At 54.5% G+C, this 17,711-nt stretch carries 17 protein-coding genes; 8 read left to right on the forward strand and 9 right to left on the reverse strand.

From position 1 onward, the window contains the following. Positions 1-182, reverse strand: a 182-nt coding sequence (locus A936_RS09175) for a helix-turn-helix domain-containing protein (RefSeq protein ID WP_034808519.1), incomplete at its 3' end; no start/stop codon positions are given. Between the two features lie 177 nt (positions 183-359). Continuing rightward, positions 360-1,640, reverse strand: a complete 1,281-nt coding sequence (gene hemL, locus A936_RS09180; protein ID WP_008456900.1) for a glutamate-1-semialdehyde 2,1-aminomutase — start codon at positions 1,638-1,640, stop codon at positions 360-362. 177 nt (positions 1,641-1,817) lie between these two features. On the opposite strand from hemL, the gene clcA reads away from it, so the two are divergent. Together clcA and erpA are read left to right on the forward strand one after the other, a co-directional pair. Then, the gene (clcA, locus tag A936_RS09185; protein ID WP_008456902.1) at positions 1,818-3,239 is read left to right on the forward strand and encodes a H(+)/Cl(-) exchange transporter ClcA; all 1,422 of its coding nucleotides are present in this window, start codon (positions 1,818-1,820) and stop codon (positions 3,237-3,239) included. Between the two features lie 80 nt (positions 3,240-3,319). Further along, the gene (gene erpA / locus A936_RS09190) at positions 3,320-3,667 is read left to right on the forward strand and encodes an iron-sulfur cluster insertion protein ErpA (RefSeq protein ID WP_008456903.1); all 348 of its coding nucleotides are present in this window, start codon (positions 3,320-3,322) and stop codon (positions 3,665-3,667) included. Positions 3,668-3,717: 50 nt separating this feature from the next. Here the strand turns inward: erpA and A936_RS09195 are convergent, their stop codons facing one another. The 3 genes from A936_RS09195 to mtnN are packed head-to-tail and all read right to left on the reverse strand — an operon-like array spanning position 3,718 to position 5,852. Then, positions 3,718-4,338 (reverse strand): TRIC cation channel family protein, encoded by a 621-nt coding sequence (locus A936_RS09195; RefSeq protein WP_008456904.1) that lies wholly within the window; start codon positions 4,336-4,338, stop codon positions 3,718-3,720. Positions 4,339-4,360: 22 nt separating this feature from the next. After that, the gene (btuF, locus tag A936_RS09200) at positions 4,361-5,161 is read right to left on the reverse strand and encodes a vitamin B12 ABC transporter substrate-binding protein BtuF (RefSeq protein ID WP_008456905.1); all 801 of its coding nucleotides are present in this window, start codon (positions 5,159-5,161) and stop codon (positions 4,361-4,363) included. Continuing rightward, on the reverse strand, positions 5,154-5,852 hold the full coding sequence (mtnN, locus tag A936_RS09205) for a 5'-methylthioadenosine/S-adenosylhomocysteine nucleosidase (protein ID WP_008456908.1): 699 nt from the start codon (positions 5,850-5,852) through the stop codon (positions 5,154-5,156). The genes btuF and mtnN overlap by 8 nt, the downstream gene beginning before the upstream one ends. 94 nt (positions 5,853-5,946) lie before the next feature. On the opposite strand from mtnN, the gene dgt reads away from it, so the two are divergent. Both dgt and degP read left to right on the forward strand, forming a co-directional pair. Then, complete coding sequence (dgt, locus tag A936_RS09210; protein WP_008456910.1) at positions 5,947-7,461, forward strand: dGTPase; 1,515 nt, start codon at positions 5,947-5,949, stop codon at positions 7,459-7,461. A 142-nt stretch (positions 7,462-7,603) separates the two neighbouring features. Next, positions 7,604-9,049, forward strand: coding sequence for a serine endoprotease DegP (gene degP / locus A936_RS09215; RefSeq protein ID WP_008456911.1), 1,446 nt, complete (start codon positions 7,604-7,606; stop codon positions 9,047-9,049). A 58-nt stretch (positions 9,050-9,107) separates the two neighbouring features. On the opposite strand, the gene A936_RS09220 is transcribed toward degP, so the two are convergent. From A936_RS09220 to map, 4 genes are all read right to left on the reverse strand, one after another. After that, positions 9,108-9,497: a DUF3461 family protein gene (locus A936_RS09220; protein WP_008456913.1), complete on the reverse strand. Its 390-nt coding sequence runs from the start codon at positions 9,495-9,497 to the stop codon at positions 9,108-9,110. 110 nt (positions 9,498-9,607) lie between these two features. Next, positions 9,608-10,432, reverse strand: a complete 825-nt coding sequence (gene dapD / locus A936_RS09225; RefSeq protein WP_008456915.1) for a 2,3,4,5-tetrahydropyridine-2,6-dicarboxylate N-succinyltransferase — start codon at positions 10,430-10,432, stop codon at positions 9,608-9,610. A gap of 97 nt (positions 10,433-10,529) precedes the next feature. Beyond that, positions 10,530-13,202, reverse strand: a complete 2,673-nt coding sequence (glnD, locus tag A936_RS09230) for a bifunctional uridylyltransferase/uridylyl-removing protein GlnD (protein WP_034808526.1) — start codon at positions 13,200-13,202, stop codon at positions 10,530-10,532. Positions 13,203-13,266: 64 nt separating this feature from the next. Beyond that, positions 13,267-14,061 (reverse strand): type I methionyl aminopeptidase, encoded by a 795-nt coding sequence (map, locus tag A936_RS09235; protein WP_008456921.1) that lies wholly within the window; start codon positions 14,059-14,061, stop codon positions 13,267-13,269. 314 nt (positions 14,062-14,375) lie between these two features. Here map and rpsB point away from each other — a divergent pair, with 314 nt between their 5' ends. The 4 genes from rpsB to frr all read left to right on the forward strand — a co-directional run bounded on the left by rpsB (position 14,376) and on the right by frr (position 17,657). Beyond that, positions 14,376-15,101, forward strand: a complete 726-nt coding sequence (gene rpsB, locus A936_RS09240; protein WP_008456923.1) for a 30S ribosomal protein S2 — start codon at positions 14,376-14,378, stop codon at positions 15,099-15,101. Positions 15,102-15,236: 135 nt separating this feature from the next. Then, complete coding sequence (tsf, locus tag A936_RS09245) at positions 15,237-16,088, forward strand: translation elongation factor Ts (RefSeq protein ID WP_008456925.1); 852 nt, start codon at positions 15,237-15,239, stop codon at positions 16,086-16,088. Positions 16,089-16,235: 147 nt separating this feature from the next. Further along, on the forward strand, positions 16,236-16,961 hold the full coding sequence (gene pyrH / locus A936_RS09250; protein WP_008456928.1) for a UMP kinase: 726 nt from the start codon (positions 16,236-16,238) through the stop codon (positions 16,959-16,961). Positions 16,962-17,099: 138 nt separating this feature from the next. Next, entirely contained in the window at positions 17,100-17,657 is a 558-nt protein-coding gene (gene frr / locus A936_RS09255; RefSeq protein WP_008456929.1) for a ribosome recycling factor, read from the forward strand. Positions 17,658-17,711 lie beyond the last annotated feature (54 nt).

Consider the following 17,711-nt stretch of genomic DNA (forward strand, 5'->3'; position numbering starts at 1 on the left):
GCACGTGAACGGTCAGCAAGACCGGCAGTGCCGTCCTGTAACCAGCGACGAAGCCACTTGTAGCCAGTGGCAGGAGAAATGCCATAGCGACGGCACAGAAGACTAATGTTCGCCCCGTCCTGCGAGGCGAGCAGAACAAACTCAGAACGTAATGACATGGTATCTCTCGCATCCCACGGCATAAGCGGCTCCATAAACGGGTTCTTATGCCTTAGTTGTAAGTGTCTACCATGTCCCCGAACAAGTGTTCACGATGTCCCCGGACCGTACACCCCAAAGGGGAGAGGGAACTGAAAAGAGCATAAATCTGCTGTTTTCCCCCTCGCCCTTCCAGGGAGAGGGCCGGGGTGAGGGTAAAATTACAGCTTCGCAAACACGCGGCGTGCCGCGTCGATGGTCCGCTGAATATCTTCTTTGCTATGCGCCACGGACATAAAGCCCGCCTCAAACGCGGACGGCGCAAGGTATACACCTTCTTCCAGCATCAGGTGGAAGAAGCGCTTGAAGCGCTCTACATCGCAGGCAACCACGTCTTTATAGCTGGTGACGGTTTCGGCATCGGTGAAGAACAGGCCGAACATGCCGCCGACGTTATTCACCACCAGTGGGAGGTTTTCTGCTTTAGCCGCATTCAACAGGCCGTTAGCCAGCATTTCCGTCAGCTCGGTCAGGGTCTGATGAACGCCGGGCTGCGACACTTCTGTCAGGCAGGCGAAGCCCGCCGCCATGGCGATAGGGTTCCCGGAGAGCGTGCCCGCCTGGTAAACCGGGCCCGTTGGTGCCAGCGCGTCCATGATTTCGCGACGGCCACCGAAGGCGCCGACTGGCATCCCGCCGCCGATGATTTTGCCGAGGCAGGTCAGGTCTGGTTCAACATCGTAGTAAGACTGAGCGCCCGCCAGCGCCACGCGGAAGCCGGTCATCACTTCATCAATAATCAGCAGTGCACCAAATTCGTCGCACAGCGCTCGCAGGCCCGGCAGGAAGTCCGCATGCGGAGGAATACAGTTCATGTTGCCCGCGACGGGTTCAACGATGATACAGGCCACGTCCTGAGGATATTGCTCAAAGGCTTCGCGCACGGAGGCCAGATCGTTATAGGTGCAGGTCAGGGTGTGCTTCGCAAAGTCAGCCGGCACGCCCGGAGAGTTTGGTTGGCCGAGCGTCAGAGCGCCGGAACCGGCTTTCACCAGCAGGCAATCCGCGTGGCCGTGGTAGCAGCCTTCGAATTTGATGATTTTATCCCGGCCAGTGTAGCCGCGAGCGAGGCGGATAGCGCTCATGGTGGCTTCGGTGCCGGAGTTCACCATACGAACCATGTCCATGGTCGGCACCAGCTCACAAACCAGCTCCGCCATTTTCACTTCCATTTCGGTTGGCGCCCCAAAGCTCAGGCCGCGCTCAACGGCTTCAATGACCGCGTTGCGGATCGCCGGGTGGTTGTGGCCGAGCACCATTGGGCCCCATGAACCAACGTAATCGATATAGGCTTTACCGTCTGCGTCATACAGGTAAGCCCCGTCCGCACGCTCGATAAACAGAGGCACTCCGCCTACGCCAGTAAAGGCGCGTACCGGAGAGTTAACGCCGCCGGGAATGACCTGGCGGGCTGCGGCGTACAGGTTTTCAGACTTACTCATGAATCGGCTCCTGATTCGTGGAAATGGTGACAGCGGGCTATTCTATGTGAAACCTGCCTCGCGTTGAAATATTTGCCCAAATCAAACGTTACGGTTTATTAGCTAATTTAATAAGACGAAGGTCTTTTCTGTGGGTAAAATGCCCGCCTTATTTGTATGACTAACCGGTTCGGAACCATGAATTTAGCTCATAACTCTCTCGATCAGGCGCAAAGCGTCCAACAGCGTCGCGGAGCGATTCTGCGTCGTCTGATTGGCCAGGATAAAATGCCGCTAATGATTTTGCTGATGGCCGCGGTGGTTGGCACGCTAGCGGGCCTGGTCGGCGTGGCGTTTGAGAAGTCGGTTAACTGGGTGCTTCAGCACCGTATCGGTATGCTGGCGCAGGTCGCGGACAGCGCCTGGCTGGTGTGGCCGCTGGCGTTTATCAGCTCGGCGCTGCTGGCGATGGTCGGCTATTTTCTGGTGCGTCGTTTCGCGCCTGAAGCCGGTGGGTCGGGCATTCCTGAAATCGAAGGGGCACTGGAGGATTTGCGGCCGGTGCGCTGGTGGAGCGTGATCCCGGTGAAATTCATCGGCGGGATGGGCACGCTCGGCGCGGGAATGGTGCTGGGGCGTGAAGGGCCGACCGTACAGCTTGGCGGTAACATCGGGCGTATGGTGACGGACATTTTCCGCATGAAAAGTGCGGAAGCTCGTCATTCGCTGCTGGCAACTGGCGCTGCTGCCGGGCTGTCTGCGGCATTTAATGCGCCGCTGGCCGGGATCCTGTTTATCATCGAAGAGATGCGTACCCAGTTCCGCTATAACCTGATTTCGATAAAAGCGGTGTTTATCGGCGTGATTATGTCGAGCATCGTGTTTCGGATCTTTAATACCGAAACCACGGTGATTCAGGTGGGCAAACTTGCGGATGCGCCGGTCAACACGCTCTGGCTGTATCTGATCCTCGGCATGATTTTTGGCATTGTCGGCGTGGTGTTTAACCGGCTGGTGATCGGCGCTCAGGATATGTTCCAGCGCATTCACGGCGGCAACATTAAGAAGTGGGTGCTGATCGGCGGGCTTATTGGCGGGCTTTGCGGTGTGCTGGGGCTTATTCAGCAGGCGGCGTCCGGCGGCGGGTTTAGCCTTATCCCGATTGCGGCCGTGGGGAATTACACCATCGGCATGCTGCTGTTCCTGTTCATCGCTCGGGTCATCACCACTTTACTCTGTTTCTCCTCCGGTGCACCGGGCGGTATTTTTGCCCCGATGCTGGCGCTGGGCACGCTGCTTGGCACCGCGTTTGGCACGGCTTGTGCCGCCTGGTTCCCCGCGTATCATCTTGATATGGGCACCTTTGCGATTGCCGGAATGGGAGCGTTACTCGCCGCCTCACTGCGTGCACCGCTCACCGCTATCGTGCTGGTGCTTGAGATGACGGATAATTACCAGCTCATTCTGCCAATGATTATCACCTGTCTTGGGGCGACACTGTTGGCACAATTTTTGGGCGGGAAACCGCTATACTCGGTGATTCTGGCAAGAACTCTGGCAAAACAAGAAGCTGAGAAAGCGCGTGCGGGCGAGCAGGCTTCCGCCGGGCAGAATACTTGAACGAATTACTCGGGTATTAGATAATGCCGCAAAAGTGCGGGTTGTTTTCTGCCCGACTTGTTAATTGTTGGGAGCAAAAAATGAGTGATGACGTAGTAGCGCTGCCGCTGCAGTTTACCGAAGCCGCAGCCAATAAAGTGAAAAGTCTGATTGCAGACGAAGAGAACCCGAATCTGAAACTTCGCGTCTATATCACCGGTGGTGGTTGCAGCGGCTTCCAGTATGGCTTTACCTTTGACGACCAGATCAACGACGGCGATATGACCATAGAGAAGCAGGGCGTTGCCCTGGTTGTGGATCCAATGAGCCTGCAATACCTGGTCGGTGGCGCGGTGGATTACAGCGAAGGCCTGGAAGGCTCCCGCTTCGTGGTGACTAACCCGAACGCGAAAAGCACCTGCGGGTGTGGTTCCTCCTTCAGCATCTGATAAGTTGCTGAAATAAAAAAGCCGCGTATCAAACGCGGCTTTTTTTATCGCTATTGTCGGTCATTTAGCGCAAAGGTCGGCAGTTTAAGGTGCCAGTAGATGGCCGCCAGGCGAATCGCCAGCGTGACCACCATACCAATCATACTGGCCTGCTCCAGCGGGACGTTAAAGGTGTGGTAAGCCGTGGCGTGGACGATACCGCCAATAATACAGGCGGTGGCATAAATCTCGGTGCGCAGAATCATCGGGACTTCACGAGCCAATACGTCGCGGATGATCCCGCCGCCTACGCCAGTGATTACGCCCATGCAGATTGCAACCAGCGGGCTGGCATGGGCCAGAAACGCTTTATTGACGCCGATGCCAACAAACACGGCCAGGCCGACGGCATCCAGCACGGGAAGTACCCACTTAGGCAGGCGTCGCGGCTGGCGAACCAGGACGATCGTCAGCATACAGGTCACCATGGCGACGACAAGGTCCGTGGGATCTTTCACCCAGAATACCGGGCCGTTGGCTAACGCCATATCGCGGATGGTTCCCCCGCCTACCGCGGTAACTACCCCAAGCACCAGCACGCCAAAGGGATCCATCCGCAGCTTTCCGGCCAACAAAACGCCGGAAATAGCGAACACGGCGGTACCGACAATATCCAGCCAATAGACCAGCATTTATGACCCTCAGAGCATGACGTTAAGCTTTCGCCAGCTCTTCACAGAGCTGTTTTGCGGCGAGGATAATACGCGGGCCGGAACGAGTAAACCAGTCATCATTCACGGCAATAACCGGAACTTTCAACTGATTACTCCAGAACTGCTGCACCGACGGAATATTGCTCGCATCGCCCGAGATAATAATAGCCTGCGGCTGGCGCGTCAGAACCTGCTCGCGACTGACCTGCGGCCAGGGAACCCGGCTGTCAGCGAAAATATTGCGTCCACCGCAAAGCTCAACGACTTCGTTCTGAATGGAATCTTTGCTGGTGGTAAACAGCGGCTGCTGGCTGAACTGCAGGAACACTTTTTTGCTTTGGGTATGGCTGTAGCGAGTTTTTAGCTCTGCAAACTGCCGGGATAGCGTCTCTGCGGCTTTGATTGCCTTTTCTGGTGTTGGACTGAGCGGGGCTAGCTGACGCAGCGCGGCCTCAACGTCGGCAACGCTTTTAGGATCCAGCCAGATGACCTTAATGCCCAGCGAAACCAGTTGGTTTACCTGCCTGTCCGGGTTACCACCTCGCCAGGCGAGGACTGCGTCCGGTTTCAGGGCAACGATGCGCTCGAAGTTCACGCCCTGCCAGTTGGCTAACTGTTCAATCTGCTTTGCCTGCGGCGGGTAATCAGAGTAAGCGCTCACCGCAATAGGGGTGATACCGGCGGCGAAGGCCAGTTCTGTATTAGCGGGAGAGAGGGAGATGACCCGAGGCGCCGCAAACAGCAGCGCCGGGAGGCAAAGGAGCAGGGCGGTCGCCCCGCGCCAAAGGATGAGCTTAGCCACGAGCCAGGTGCTGAACCAGTTTTTCCACCATCAGGGTGGATTGCTTGGCGGCGACGGCCAGGAATTCTTCGAAGCTCAGGTGGGACTGCTGATCGGCCACGTCGGAGATGGCGCGTACAACCACAAACGGCGTGTTGAAGTTATGGCAAACGTGGCCGATGGCCGTCGCTTCCATTTCTACCGCCACGGCCTGCGGGAAGTTGTGGCGAATTTTTGCCAGCGCCACTGAGCCGTTAATAAACGCATCGCCGCTGACGATCAGGCCGCGAACCGCGTGCAGATCCAGCTCTTTAATGCAGGTTTCTGCTGCCTCAATAAGCTTTTTATCGGCAATGAAAGCTGCCGGGCAGCCCGCCATCTGGCCATATTCGTAACCGAAAGCAGTGACGTCAGCATCGTGATAACGCACTTCTTCAGATACCACGATATCACCCACTTTCAGCGTCGGCGCCAGGCCACCTGCGGAACCGGTGTTGATGATCACGTCTGGCTTGCAGTGTTCCAGCAGCAGCGTAGCACCCATGGCCGCAGAAACTTTGCCGATGCCGGACTTCAGCAGCGCGACTTCAACGCCGTTCAGCGTCCCGGTATAAATTTCGCAACCGGCGATGCTCAGAGTGTGACGGTTTTCGATTTTGTCACGCAGCAGCGTAACTTCTTCTTCCATTGCACCAATAATGCCTGCTTTCATAGAGATACTCGCTAATGTGGTGGAACATGACTCAATTTTCGGGGCATAGTCTATCATGGCATACAGTCTCCTTATCAACGGAACAGGAGTGGGCATGAGCGAAATAGACTTCCGCAAAAAAATTAACTGGCACCGACGCTTCCGCTCGCCCGAAGGAGAGAAGAGCGAACTTGAGATCCTGCGTATCTTCGAAAGCGATCGCGGCAGGATCATTAATTCTCCCGCAATTCGCCGTCTGCAGCAGAAAACGCAGGTCTTCCCGCTGGAGCGTAATGCTGCCGTGCGCACCCGTCTTACCCATTCGCTGGAGGTGCAGCAGGTCGGGCGCTACATTGCCAAAGAGATCCTTAGCCGCCTGAAAGAGCAGAAGGCGCTGGAGAAATATGGGCTGGATGAGCTAACTGGCCCGTTTGAAAGCATAGTGGAAATGGCCTGCCTGATGCATGACATCGGCAATCCGCCGTTCGGGCATTTTGGCGAGTCGGCGATTAACGACTGGTTCCGCCAGCGTCTGCAGCCGAAAGACAGCGGCGGGCAGCCACGCAGTGACGATCGCTGCAAGGTGGATGTGCTCCGGCTGCGCGAAGGCGAAGAGGGATTAAATACGTTACGCAGCAAAGTTCGCCAGGACTTGTGCCATTTTGAAGGGAATGCGCAAGGCATCCGGCTGGTGCACAGCCTGCTGCGGATGAACCTGACCTGGGCGCAGGTCGGCTGCATTCTCAAATACACCCGCCCGGCCTGGTTTGCCCAAAAGCCGCCAGCAAGCCACGCTTATTTGATGAAGAAGCCGGGCTTTTATTTGTCGGAAGAAGGATACATCGAGCGCCTGCGCAAAGAGTTGAACCTGGGCGAGTACAGCCGTTTTCCGCTAACCTGGATCATGGAGGCAGCGGACGATATTTCTTACTGCGTGGCGGATCTCGAAGATGCCGTTGAGAAACGTATTTTCAGCGTCGAGCAGCTTTATCAGCATCTGAGCGAGTCCTGGGGCGAGCAGAAGAAAGGCGATCTCTTTGAGCTGGTAGTCAAAGATGCCTGGGAGAAATCCCGCACCAACCAAATGCGCCGCAGTGCGGAAGATCAGTTCTTTATGTACCTGCGCGTCAATACGCTAAACAAACTGGCGCCGTATGCCGCCCAGCGTTTTATCGACAATTTGCCTGAGATTTATTCCGGCGAGTTCAATCATGCGCTGCTGGAGGACGACAGCCCGTATGCCCGACTGCTGGAGCTGTACAAGCAGGTGGCCGTGCGGCAGGTCTTCAGCCACCCGGATATTGAGCAACTGGAGCTGCAGGGTTATCGGGTTATCAGCGGTTTACTGGATATTTACAGTCCCTTACTCGAGCTTTCAACGGAGGACTTCACGGAGCTGGTGAGCAAGGAAAGCCTGCGTCGTCTGCCTATTGCATCAAGACTTTTCCACAAACTTTCAACTAAACATAGGCTTGCCTATGTAGAAGCGGTGAGCGCTTTGCACCCGGCAAGCCTTGATTTTTCCGTGTGGGAATACTATTTCCGTGCAAGGCTTATTCAGGATTACATCAGTGGAATGACCGATTTATATGCTTGGGATGAGTATCGACGCCTGATGGCGGTGGAGTGAGTTTTCTCGGGAGTTTTGTAAAGATAGAGAATAAATTTTTACTTTTTCCATGCACTTAAGCGCTGAACTTAGCGCGTAAACTTCACTCTGAATGGTGTACCAACACAGCAATTTTGCGTTATTTGAAAGTTGAGATGATTCCATGAAAAAAACCACGTTAGCAATGAGTGCGCTGGCTCTTAGTCTGGGTTTGGCGCTGAGTCCGATGTCTGCCTCCGCCGCTGAGACGGCCTCTTCCGCATCTGCTGCGCAGCCGCTGCCAAGCCTTGCGCCGATGCTGGAGCAGGTGATGCCTTCAGTGGTGAGTATCAACGTTGAAGGGAGCACAACGGTAAATACTCCGCGTATGGGGCGTAATTTCCAGCAATTCTTCGGCGACAATTCCCCGTTCTGCCAGGACGGTTCGCCGTTCCAAAGCTCACCTTTCTGCCAGGGCGGTGGCGCTCAGGGCGGTGGTGGTGACGGAGGCAGCCAGCAGCAGAAATTTATGGCCCTGGGCTCTGGGGTAATTATTGATGCGGCGAAAGGCTATGTCGTGACCAACAACCACGTGGTGGATAACGCCACCGTGATTAAAGTTCAGCTAAGCGATGGCCGTAAGTTTGACGCCAAAGTGGTGGGTAAAGACCCACGCTCCGATATCGCGCTGATTCAGCTGCAGGATCCTAAAAATCTGACGGCGATTAAAATTGCCGACTCCGACGCGCTGCGCGTAGGTGATTACACCGTAGCCATCGGTAACCCATATGGCCTGGGCGAAACCGTGACCTCCGGTATCGTTTCTGCGCTGGGCCGTAGCGGCCTGAACGTGGAAAACTACGAAAACTTTATCCAGACCGATGCGGCGATCAACCGCGGTAACTCCGGCGGGGCGCTGGTTAACCTGAACGGCGAGCTTATCGGTATCAACACGGCGATTCTGGCCCCGGACGGCGGCAACATCGGTATCGGCTTTGCTATCCCGAGTAACATGGTGAAAAACCTGACCGCTCAGATGGTGCAGTACGGTCAGGTTCGTCGCGGCGAGCTGGGGATTATGGGCACTGAGCTGAACTCCGAGCTGGCGAAAGCGATGAAAGTCGACGCTCAGCGTGGCGCGTTTGTCAGCCAGGTCATGCCGAACTCTTCCGCGGCTAAAGCAGGGATCAAAGCAGGAGATGTGATCACCACGCTGAACGGCAAGGCGATCAGTAGTTTTGCCGCACTGCGCGCAGAAGTGGGTTCTATGCCAGTGGGCAGCAAAATCTCGCTGGGTCTGCTGCGTGATGGCAAGCCAGTGACGGTGAGTCTGGAGCTGCAGCAAAGCACTCAGAATCAGGTTGATGCCGCCACTATCTTCACCGGTATTGAAGGTGCGGAGATGAGCAACCGCGGCGGTAAAGACCAGAAAGGCGTGCAGGTCACCAGCGTGAAGCCAAATACCCCGGCCGCGCGTATTGGCCTGAAAAAAGGTGACATTATCGTCGGCGTGAACCAGCAGGCGGTGAACAATATCGCTGAGCTGCGTAAAGTGATGGACAGCAAGCCGTCGGTGATGGCGCTGAGCATCCAGCGCGGTGATGCGCAGATTTACCTTCTGATGCAGTAATCTTCGTGTAGAGCTGAAAAGGGCCGCGTTTGCGGCCCTTTTTTTATTGAGTTCTGCACTACTTATTGCGAGTCAGTTTTTCCAGATCGGATTCAATTTCGCTGATCTTGTTGGTCACCACGGACTCGAGGTGGCGCAAATCGTCGAGGATCTTACGCTTAAGATCGACTTCGGTGCGGTCACGCTGGCAAAGCTGATCGAGTTCATCGATGACATAGCGCAGGTTGGGGCTGATCTCCTGCACTTCTTTGTAGCCCTGGCCTACGCCATCGGCCACCACGGTTTTGCGCTGGCGTGGGTATTTAAACTTCACGCTTTTGGCAAAAAACTCGCCCTTATCCTTCTGGAAATAGACTTTCAGGATATCGTTGTTGGCTTCCTGCCGGAGGCTGTAACGATCGATTTCATCAGGATTGGTAATACCCAGACTTTTTAAATTATCGTACATAAGCGGTACCCTTCAATATCAATAACCATTAGAGAGTTAACGGAAAATTCCTTTTCCGCTAGTGCCAGATGCAAAAAAGGCGGGATAACCCGCCTTTTGGTGCAAAAAACTTAGTCGATGGTACGCAGCAGTTCGTTGATGCCCACTTTACCGCGGGTTTTGGCGTCTACTTTCTTCACGATCACCGCACAGTACAGGCTGTAAGAGCCGTCTTTTGAAGGCAGGTTGCCGGAAACGACAACGGAGCCTGCTGGCACGCGGCCGTAGTGGACTTCACCGGTTTCGCGATCATAGATGCGGGTGCTTTGGCCGATGTAAACGCCCATGGAGATCACGGAACCTTCTTCAACGATCACGCCTTCAACCACTTCGGAACGCGCGCCGATGAAGCAGTTGTCTTCGATGATGGTTGGGTTAGCCTGCAGTGGTTCCAGTACGCCACCGATGCCGACACCGCCGGACAGGTGAACGTTTTTACCGATCTGCGCGCAAGAGCCCACGGTTGCCCAGGTGTCGACCATGGTGCCTTCATCAACATAAGCACCGATATTGACGTAGGATGGCATCAGCACGGTGTTACGTGCGATGAACGCGCCCTGGCGTACTGCCGCCGGTGGCACAACGCGGAAACCTTCTTTCTGGAAGCGCGCTTCGTCGTAGTCGGCGAATTTCATCGGGACTTTATCGAAATAGCGGCTTTCTGCACCTTCGATAACTTTGTTGTCGTTAATGCGGAAAGAAAGCAGTACCGCCTTCTTCAGCCACTGGTGAGTAACCCACTGGCCATCAATTTTTTCAGCAACGCGCAGCGCACCGCTGTCGAGCAGGGCAATCACCTGATTTACCGCTTCGCGGGTCACGGTATCAACATTTGCCGGGGTGATCTCGGCGCGACGCTCGAAAGCGGTTTCGATTACATTTTGTAGCTGCTGCATGATGAACATTTCCTGATTGTGACTTACCTTTCAACTTTTGGGCGACAATCAACTTGACTGTCGCTTTCGGGCTAAAAAGGTAAAAAATAAAAGACCGTTATTTATCGTTTGGATTAAGGGCCGCTGTCAACCGTTGCTGCACTTCCTGCTGGAGCACATTATTAAGTGCACGCCGGTCTGCGGTGGCGATTATAAATAAATCTTCTACTCGCTCACCAATTGTCGTAATTCTCGCCCCGTAGAGCGAAATACCGAGGTCGGCGAACACTTCACCCACCCTGGCCAAAAGACCCGGCTGATCGAGCGCAATCAGCTCAAGGAACGTACGCCGGTCGGTGTGCGTTGGCAGGAAATTGACTTCGGTATCGACGGTAAAGTGACGCAGTTTTGCCGACTGACGGCGTGGCTGCGGTGGCTGCCAGGTCGTCTGGGTGATCGCCTGTTCGAGGCTGTGGCGAATAATATTGTGTCGGTCAATGGACAGCGGGCTGCCATCGGGCTCGAGCACGATAAAGGTGTCCATCGCCATACCGTCGCGGGTCGTGAAGATCTGCGCGTCGTGAACGCTGAGATTACGACGGTCGAGTTCGGCGCAGACGGCGGCAAACAGATAAGGCCTGTCCGGGCTCCAGATAAAGATCTCCGTGCCGCCGCGCGTTGCCTGCGGGCTCAGCAGGATCATTGGCTGACTAAGATCGTGCTTCAGCAAATGCCGGGCATGCCACGCGATCTGGTTTGGCGTATGGCGGACAAAGTAGTTTGCCCGGCAGCGCGCCCAGATGTGATGCAGCGCTTCCTCATTAATGTTGTCCATCCGCAGCAGGGCAAGCGCCTGAAGCTGGTGGTGACGAACACGTTCGCGCATATCCGGGCTGTTCTGCATCCCGCGGCGCAGCTGTTTCTCGGTGGCGAAGTACAGCTCACGCAGCAGGCTTTGCTTCCAGCTGTTCCACAGCGTTTCGTTGGTTGCGCAGATATCCGCCACCGTCAGGCAGACCAGATAGCGCAGGCGGTTTTCGGTCTGCACCTCTTCGGCAAACTGTTTAATGACTTCAGGATCCTGAATATCACGGCGCTGAGCGGTGACGGACATCAGTAGATGCTGACGGACCAGCCACGCAACCAACTGAGTTTCGCGGGAGTTAAGGCCATGAAGCTCGGCAAATTTCAGCACGTCCTGCGCGCCCAGCACTGAATGATCGCCGCCTCGCCCTTTGGCGATATCGTGGAAGAGAGCGGCGATTAAAATCAGCTCAGGATGGGAAAGGCGCGGCCAAAGATCGACGCACAGCGGGTGCTTAGAGCGAGTTTCTTCTTTCGCGAAGCTTTCCAGCTTTTGCAGGACGCGAATGGTGTGTTCATCCACGGTGTAGGCGTGGAACAGGTCGAACTGCATCTGACCGACAATATGCGACCACTGCGGCATATAGGCCCATAGCACGCTATGGCGATGCATTGGCACCAGCGCACGGCTTACCGCGCCAGGATGACGCAGCATCACCAGAAACAGCTCGCGCGCTTCCGGGATGTAGCAGAGCGGCTGGGTCAGGTGACGGCGGGCGTGACGAAGGTGGCGCAGCGTCGTGGAGTAAATGCCGGTGATGTCGCGGTTACGCACCATCATGTAAAACATGCGCAGTATAGCCTGCGGCTCGCGCATAAACAGGGTTTCATCCCGCAGATCGATAAGCGTGCCGCGAAGCTGGAAGTCATCATCCAGCGGGCGCGGTTTTTCGCTGGCATCGAGCGCCAGAATGGCTTCATCGAACAGTTGCAAAAGCATCTGGTTCAATTCGCCCACGCGGCGAGTGACGCGGTAGAAGTCCTTCATCATGTGTTCGACCGGCTCGTTGCCTTCGCCGCTGTAGTGCAGGCGCTGGGCCACGCTAAGCTGGCGGTCAAACAGCAGCCGGTTGTCGTAGCGATTGACTTCCAGATGCAGGGCAAAGCGAATGCGCCACAGCAAATGCTGGCATTCATCCAGCTCTTTACGCTCTGCTTCAGTCAGGAAACCAAAGTCCACCATTTCGCCCATGGAGGTGGCGCCGAAGTGACGGCGGGCAACCCACTGCAGCGTGTGAATGTCACGCAGGCCGCCAGGACTGCTTTTGATGTCGGGCTCAAGGTTGTAGCTGGTGCCGTGATAGCGCTGGTGACGCTCGTTTTGCTCTTCGACTTTGGCGGCAAAGAACTTTGCCGACGGCCAGAAACCTTCGCTGAAAATGTGTTTCTGAAGCTCAAGGAACAGGGCAACGTCGCCAATTAACAAGCGAGATTCGATGAGGTTAGTGGCGACCGTCAGATCGGACAAGCCTTCCAGCAGGCACTCTTCCAGCGTTCGTACGCTGTGGCCCACTTCCAGCTTCACGTCCCAAAGCAGGGTCAGCAACTCGCCGATACTCTGCGCCTGGGCGTCCGTTAGCCGTTTTCTACTCAGAATCAGGAGATCGATATCCGACAGCGGGTGAAGCTCGGCGCGGCCATAGCCGCCCACGGCAACCAGCGCGGCTTCGGGAACATCGGCAAAGCCGTAGGCAATCCACAGCCGCTGCAGCAGCTGATCGATAAATTCGGTGCGGGCATCTATAAGCCGTTCAGCGGAAACGCCGCTATCGAAGGCTTTACCCAGCCATTTCTGGAAAGTGTCTAAGTGCGACTTGATGTCTGCGCAGTTAAGTTCGGCTTCCTGCCAGCTGTTTGGATAGTCCGGCTGGCCGGCGATCTCGGGTTCGGTGGTGTTGGCAAACTGCTCTGGCAAAGCTGGACTCATTGTGCGCTACCCATAAAAAAAGCCGGCTCAGGGCCGGCTTAGATTGCTGACTGACGTCAGGGCATCATTCGTTATGCGAAATCACTGCCGGGATGGTGTCATCTTTACGCAGGGTCATAATCTCGCAGCCGTTCTCCGTCACCACAATAGTATGCTCGTATTGAGCAGACAAGTTGCGATCTTTGGTTTTCACCGTCCAGCCGTCTTTCATAGTGCGAATGCGGTAATCACCGGCGTTAACCATCGGTTCAATAGTGAAGGTCATGCCCGGCTGAAGCACTACGCCGCCGTCATCTGCGTCATAGTGAAGTACCTGAGGTTCCTCATGGAATACGCGACCAATGCCGTGGCCACAGTACTCACGTACGACGGAGAAACCTTCTGCTTCAACAAACTTCTGGATTGCCGCGCCGAGCGTGCGCAGGCGGATGCCCGGTTTCACCATGCGCAGCGCGAGATACAGGCTTTCCTGGGTGATGCGGCACAGGCGTTCGCCGAGAATCGTCGGCTTGCCCACGATGAACATCTTAGAGGTGTCGCCGTGGTATTCGTCTTTGATAACGGTCACGTCAATATTGACGATATCACCGTCTTTCAGCACTTTTTCATCATCTGGAATGCCGTGGCAAACCACTTCGTTGATAGAGATACAGACGGATTTTGGGAAGCCGTGATAGCCCAGACAAGCGGAAATAGCCTGCTGTTCATTCACGATGTAATCATTACAGATGCGATCCAGCTCGCCGGTGGTAATGCCCGGTTTAACGTGGGATTCGATCATTTCCAGCACTTCGGCAGCCAGGCGGCCAGCGACGCGCATTTTTTCGATTTCTTCAGGTGTCTTAATTGAGATAGCCATATCAGATCCGCAGATGTCGATAACGTCGACATGAAATGAGCAGGGAAGTTGCTGTAATGGTATCAGGGGGGGCGTCTCCCTGCAAAATTGAGAATCATCAAGTGCGTATCACGGCAACAACTATTGGAGTCTGGGCGCCATTTATGGTATAAAGCGCGCCGGACTTGTATTCCGATTTTTCGGGTACAGCCAAATACGCTCACTTTGTGTAAATAACACACACGTATCGACACATATTCCGGGGTGCCCTTTGGGGTCGGCAATATGGGATACGTGGAGGCATAACCCCATACTTTATATAGAGGTTTTAAAACATGGCTACTGTTTCCATGCGCGACATGCTCAAGGCTGGTGTTCACTTCGGTCACCAGACCCGTTACTGGAACCCGAAAATGAAGCCTTTCATCTTCGGCGCACGTAACAAAGTTCACATCATCAACCTTGAGAAAACTGTACCAATGTTCAACGAAGCTCTGGCTGAACTGAACAAGATTTCTTCTCGCAAAGGCAAAATCCTTTTCGTTGGTACTAAACGCGCTGCAAGCGAAGCGGTGAAAGACGCTGCTAACAGTTGCGATCAGTTCTTCGTGAACCATCGCTGGTTGGGCGGCATGCTGACTAACTGGAAAACCGTTCGTCAGTCCATCAAACGTCTGAAAGACCTGGAAACTCAGGCTCAAGACGGTACTTTCGACAAGCTGACTAAGAAAGAAGCGCTGATGCGCACTCGTGAGCTGGACAAGCTGGAAAACAGCCTGGGCGGTATCAAAGACATGGGCGGCCTGCCGGACGCACTGTTTGTTATCGATGCCGATCACGAGCACATCGCTATCAAAGAAGCAAACAACCTGGGTATCCCAGTATTTGCTATCGTTGATACCAACTCTGATCCGGACGGTGTTGATTTCGTTATCCCTGGTAACGACGATGCTATCCGTGCTGTTAGCCTGTACCTGGGCGCTGTAGCTGCAACCGTTCGTGAAGGCCGTTCTCAGGATCTGGCTTCCCAGGCGGAAGAAAGCTTCGTAGAAGCAGAATAATAAGGCACGCTCGCTAGAGCCCTTATTTAACCAGGTAGTATCTAGTTTGGTTAGGGGCCTTTTTATGGCCCCTTTTTCACTTTTAAGCCCGTCTGGCCAATGCGCCGGGCAGGCAACATCTCCGAGGATTTTAGAATGGCTGAAATTACCGCATCCCTGGTAAAAGAGCTGCGTGAGCGTACTGGCGCTGGCATGATGGATTGTAAAAAAGCGCTGACCGAAGCCAACGGCGACATCGAGCTGGCAATCGAGAACATGCGTAAATCCGGTGCGATCAAAGCGGCTAAAAAAGCAGGCAACGTTGCTGCTGACGGCGTGATCATCACTAAGATCGACGGCAACTACGGCGTGATTCTGGAAGTTAACTGCCAGACTGACTTCGTTGCTAAAGACGGCGGTTTCCAGGCATTTGCTAACAAAGTTTTGGATGCAGCAGTCGCGGGTAAAATCACCGACGTTGAAGTTCTGAAAGCGCAGTTTGAAGAAGAGCGCGTTGCACTGGTTGCTAAAATCGGTGAGAACATCAACATCCGTCGCGTTTCTTCCCTGGAAGGCGAAGTTCTGGGTTCTTACCAGCACGGCGCACGTATCGGTGTTCTGGTTGCCGCTAAAGGTGCTGATGAAGAGCTGGTTAAACAGCTGGCCATGCACATCGCTGCAAGCAAGCCTGAGTTCGTTAAGCCTGAAGACGTTTCTGCAGAAGTTGTAGAGAAAGAGTACCAGGTTCAGCTGGACATCGCGATGCAGTCCGGTAAACCAAAAGAAATCGCAGAGAAAATGGTTGAAGGCCGCATGAAGAAATTCACCGGTGAAGTTTCTCTGACTGGTCAGCCGTTCGTCATGGACCCAAGCAAAACTGTTGCTCAGCTGCTGAAAGAGCACAATGCTGACGTAACTAACTTCATCCGCTTCGAAGTGGGTGAAGGTATCGAGAAAGTTGAGACTGACTTTGCAGCAGAAGTTGCTGCCATGTCCAAGCAGTCTTAATGGTTTAAAAGGAACCGCCAACCGGCGGTTCCTTTTTATCCAGCCTTACAATTTCAGAGCGCTCCGTTAGGCGAGCGGGCTGAAATGCGACAGAATGTCGCCAGAATTAACCATCCCCCATTCGTTGACTGTTCTCAGGAAAGAAACATGGCTACCAATGCAAAACCCGTCTACAAACGTATTCTGCTCAAACTGAGCGGCGAAGCTCTGCAAGGCACAGAAGGCTTTGGTATTGACGCGAGTATTCTGGACCGTATGGCTCAGGAAATTAAAGAGCTGGTGGAACTTGGCATTCAGGTCGGGGTGGTAATCGGCGGTGGCAATTTATTCCGTGGTGCGGGCTTGGCTAAAGCCGGCATGAACCGCGTCGTGGGCGACCACATGGGCATGCTGGCGACCGTAATGAATGGCCTGGCGATGCGCGATGCGCTCCACCGCGCCTATGTGAACGCCCGCCTGATGTCCGCTATTCCATTGAATGGCGTTTGTGATAACTACAGCTGGGCTGAAGCGATCAGCCTGCTGCGCGCTAACCGCGTAGTTATCCTGTCTGCCGGTACCGGTAATCCGTTCTTTACCACTGACTCTGCGGCCTGCCTGCGTGGAATCGAAATCGAAGCAGACGTGGTACTGAAAGCCACTAAAGTGGATGGCGTGTTTACTGCCGATCCGGCAAAAGATCCTGCTGCAACCATGTACGATCAGCTGACCTACAGTGAAGTGCTGGATAAAGAGCTGAAAGTGATGGATCTTGCCGCGTTCACCCTTGCTCGTGACCACAAATTACCGATCCGCGTGTTCAACATGAACAAGCCGGGTGCGCTGCGTCGTGTGGTAATGGGTGAGAAAGAAGGCACTTTAATTACTGAATAATTTCAGTTGCCCGGTAATCAGGGTAATATTTGGCTTTATCTACAGCCAGGAATAAACAGGGCTATACTTAGCCTGCGGCGTTGCAGCTGCAGAGAATAAGCGTGGTCTGCCTTAAACCAGTTTTCAAGGATTCGTAACGTGATTAGCGATATCAGAAAAGATGCTGAAGTGCGTATGGATAAATGCGTCGAAGCGTTTAAAAACCAAATCAGCAAAATCCGTACCGGCCGCGCTTCTCCAAGCCTGCTGGACGGTATCGTCGTAGAATACTACGGCACACCAACGCCGCTGCGCCAGCTGGCCAGCGTCACCGTTGAAGATACCCGTACTCTGAAGATCAACGTCTTCGATCGTTCTATGGGCCCGGCGGTAGAGAAAGCGATCATGGCCTCTGACCTTGGTCTGAACCCAAGCTCTGCGGGCACCGATATCCGTGTTCCACTGCCTCCGCTGACCGAAGAGCGTCGTAAAGACCTGATCAAAGTGGTACGTGGCGAAGCCGAAGGCGCACGCGTGGCTGTTCGTAACGTTCGCCGCGACGCTAACGATAAAGTTAAAGCGCTGTTGAAAGACAAAGAGATCAGTGAAGATGACGATCGCCGTTCTCAGGACGACGTGCAGAAGCTGACTGATGCTGCTATCAAGAAAGTGGATGCGGCTCTGTCTGAAAAAGAAACTGAGCTGATGCAGTTCTAATCCACAATTTCTGTGGAAAATTCGCCGCCCAGTAAGCCCTCGCGCACCGCGAAG

It is taken from the genome of Enterobacter sp. Ag1, assembly GCA_000277545.1.
Taxonomy (GTDB): domain Bacteria; phylum Pseudomonadota; class Gammaproteobacteria; order Enterobacterales; family Enterobacteriaceae; genus Cedecea.

Bases quoted from the DNA above. Each gene is read 5' to 3' on its own strand.
- dgt (WP_008456910.1), top strand. From the start codon at position 5,947: ATGAGCGAAATAGACTTCCGCAAAAAAATTAACTGGCACCGACGCTTC.
- degP (WP_008456911.1), top strand. From the start codon at position 7,604: ATGAAAAAAACCACGTTAGCAATGAGTGCGCTGGCTCTTAGTCTGGGT.
- rpsB (WP_008456923.1), top strand. From the start codon at position 14,376: ATGGCTACTGTTTCCATGCGCGACATGCTCAAGGCTGGTGTTCACTTC.
- A936_RS09195 (WP_008456904.1), bottom strand. From the start codon at position 4,338: ATGCTGGTCTATTGGCTGGATATTGTCGGTACCGCCGTGTTCGCTATT.
- A936_RS09220 (WP_008456913.1), bottom strand. From the start codon at position 9,497: ATGTACGATAATTTAAAAAGTCTGGGTATTACCAATCCTGATGAAATC.
- map (WP_008456921.1), bottom strand. From the start codon at position 14,061: ATGGCTATCTCAATTAAGACACCTGAAGAAATCGAAAAAATGCGCGTC.
- erpA (WP_008456903.1), top strand. From the start codon at position 3,320: ATGAGTGATGACGTAGTAGCGCTGCCGCTGCAGTTTACCGAAGCCGCA.
- pyrH (WP_008456928.1), top strand. From the start codon at position 16,236: ATGGCTACCAATGCAAAACCCGTCTACAAACGTATTCTGCTCAAACTG.
- glnD (WP_034808526.1), bottom strand. From the start codon at position 13,202: ATGAGTCCAGCTTTGCCAGAGCAGTTTGCCAACACCACCGAACCCGAG.
- tsf (WP_008456925.1), top strand. From the start codon at position 15,237: ATGGCTGAAATTACCGCATCCCTGGTAAAAGAGCTGCGTGAGCGTACT.
- hemL (WP_008456900.1), bottom strand. From the start codon at position 1,640: ATGAGTAAGTCTGAAAACCTGTACGCCGCAGCCCGCCAGGTCATTCCC.
- mtnN (WP_008456908.1), bottom strand. From the start codon at position 5,852: ATGAAAGCAGGCATTATTGGTGCAATGGAAGAAGAAGTTACGCTGCTG.
- clcA (WP_008456902.1), top strand. From the start codon at position 1,818: ATGAATTTAGCTCATAACTCTCTCGATCAGGCGCAAAGCGTCCAACAG.
- dapD (WP_008456915.1), bottom strand. From the start codon at position 10,432: ATGCAGCAGCTACAAAATGTAATCGAAACCGCTTTCGAGCGTCGCGCC.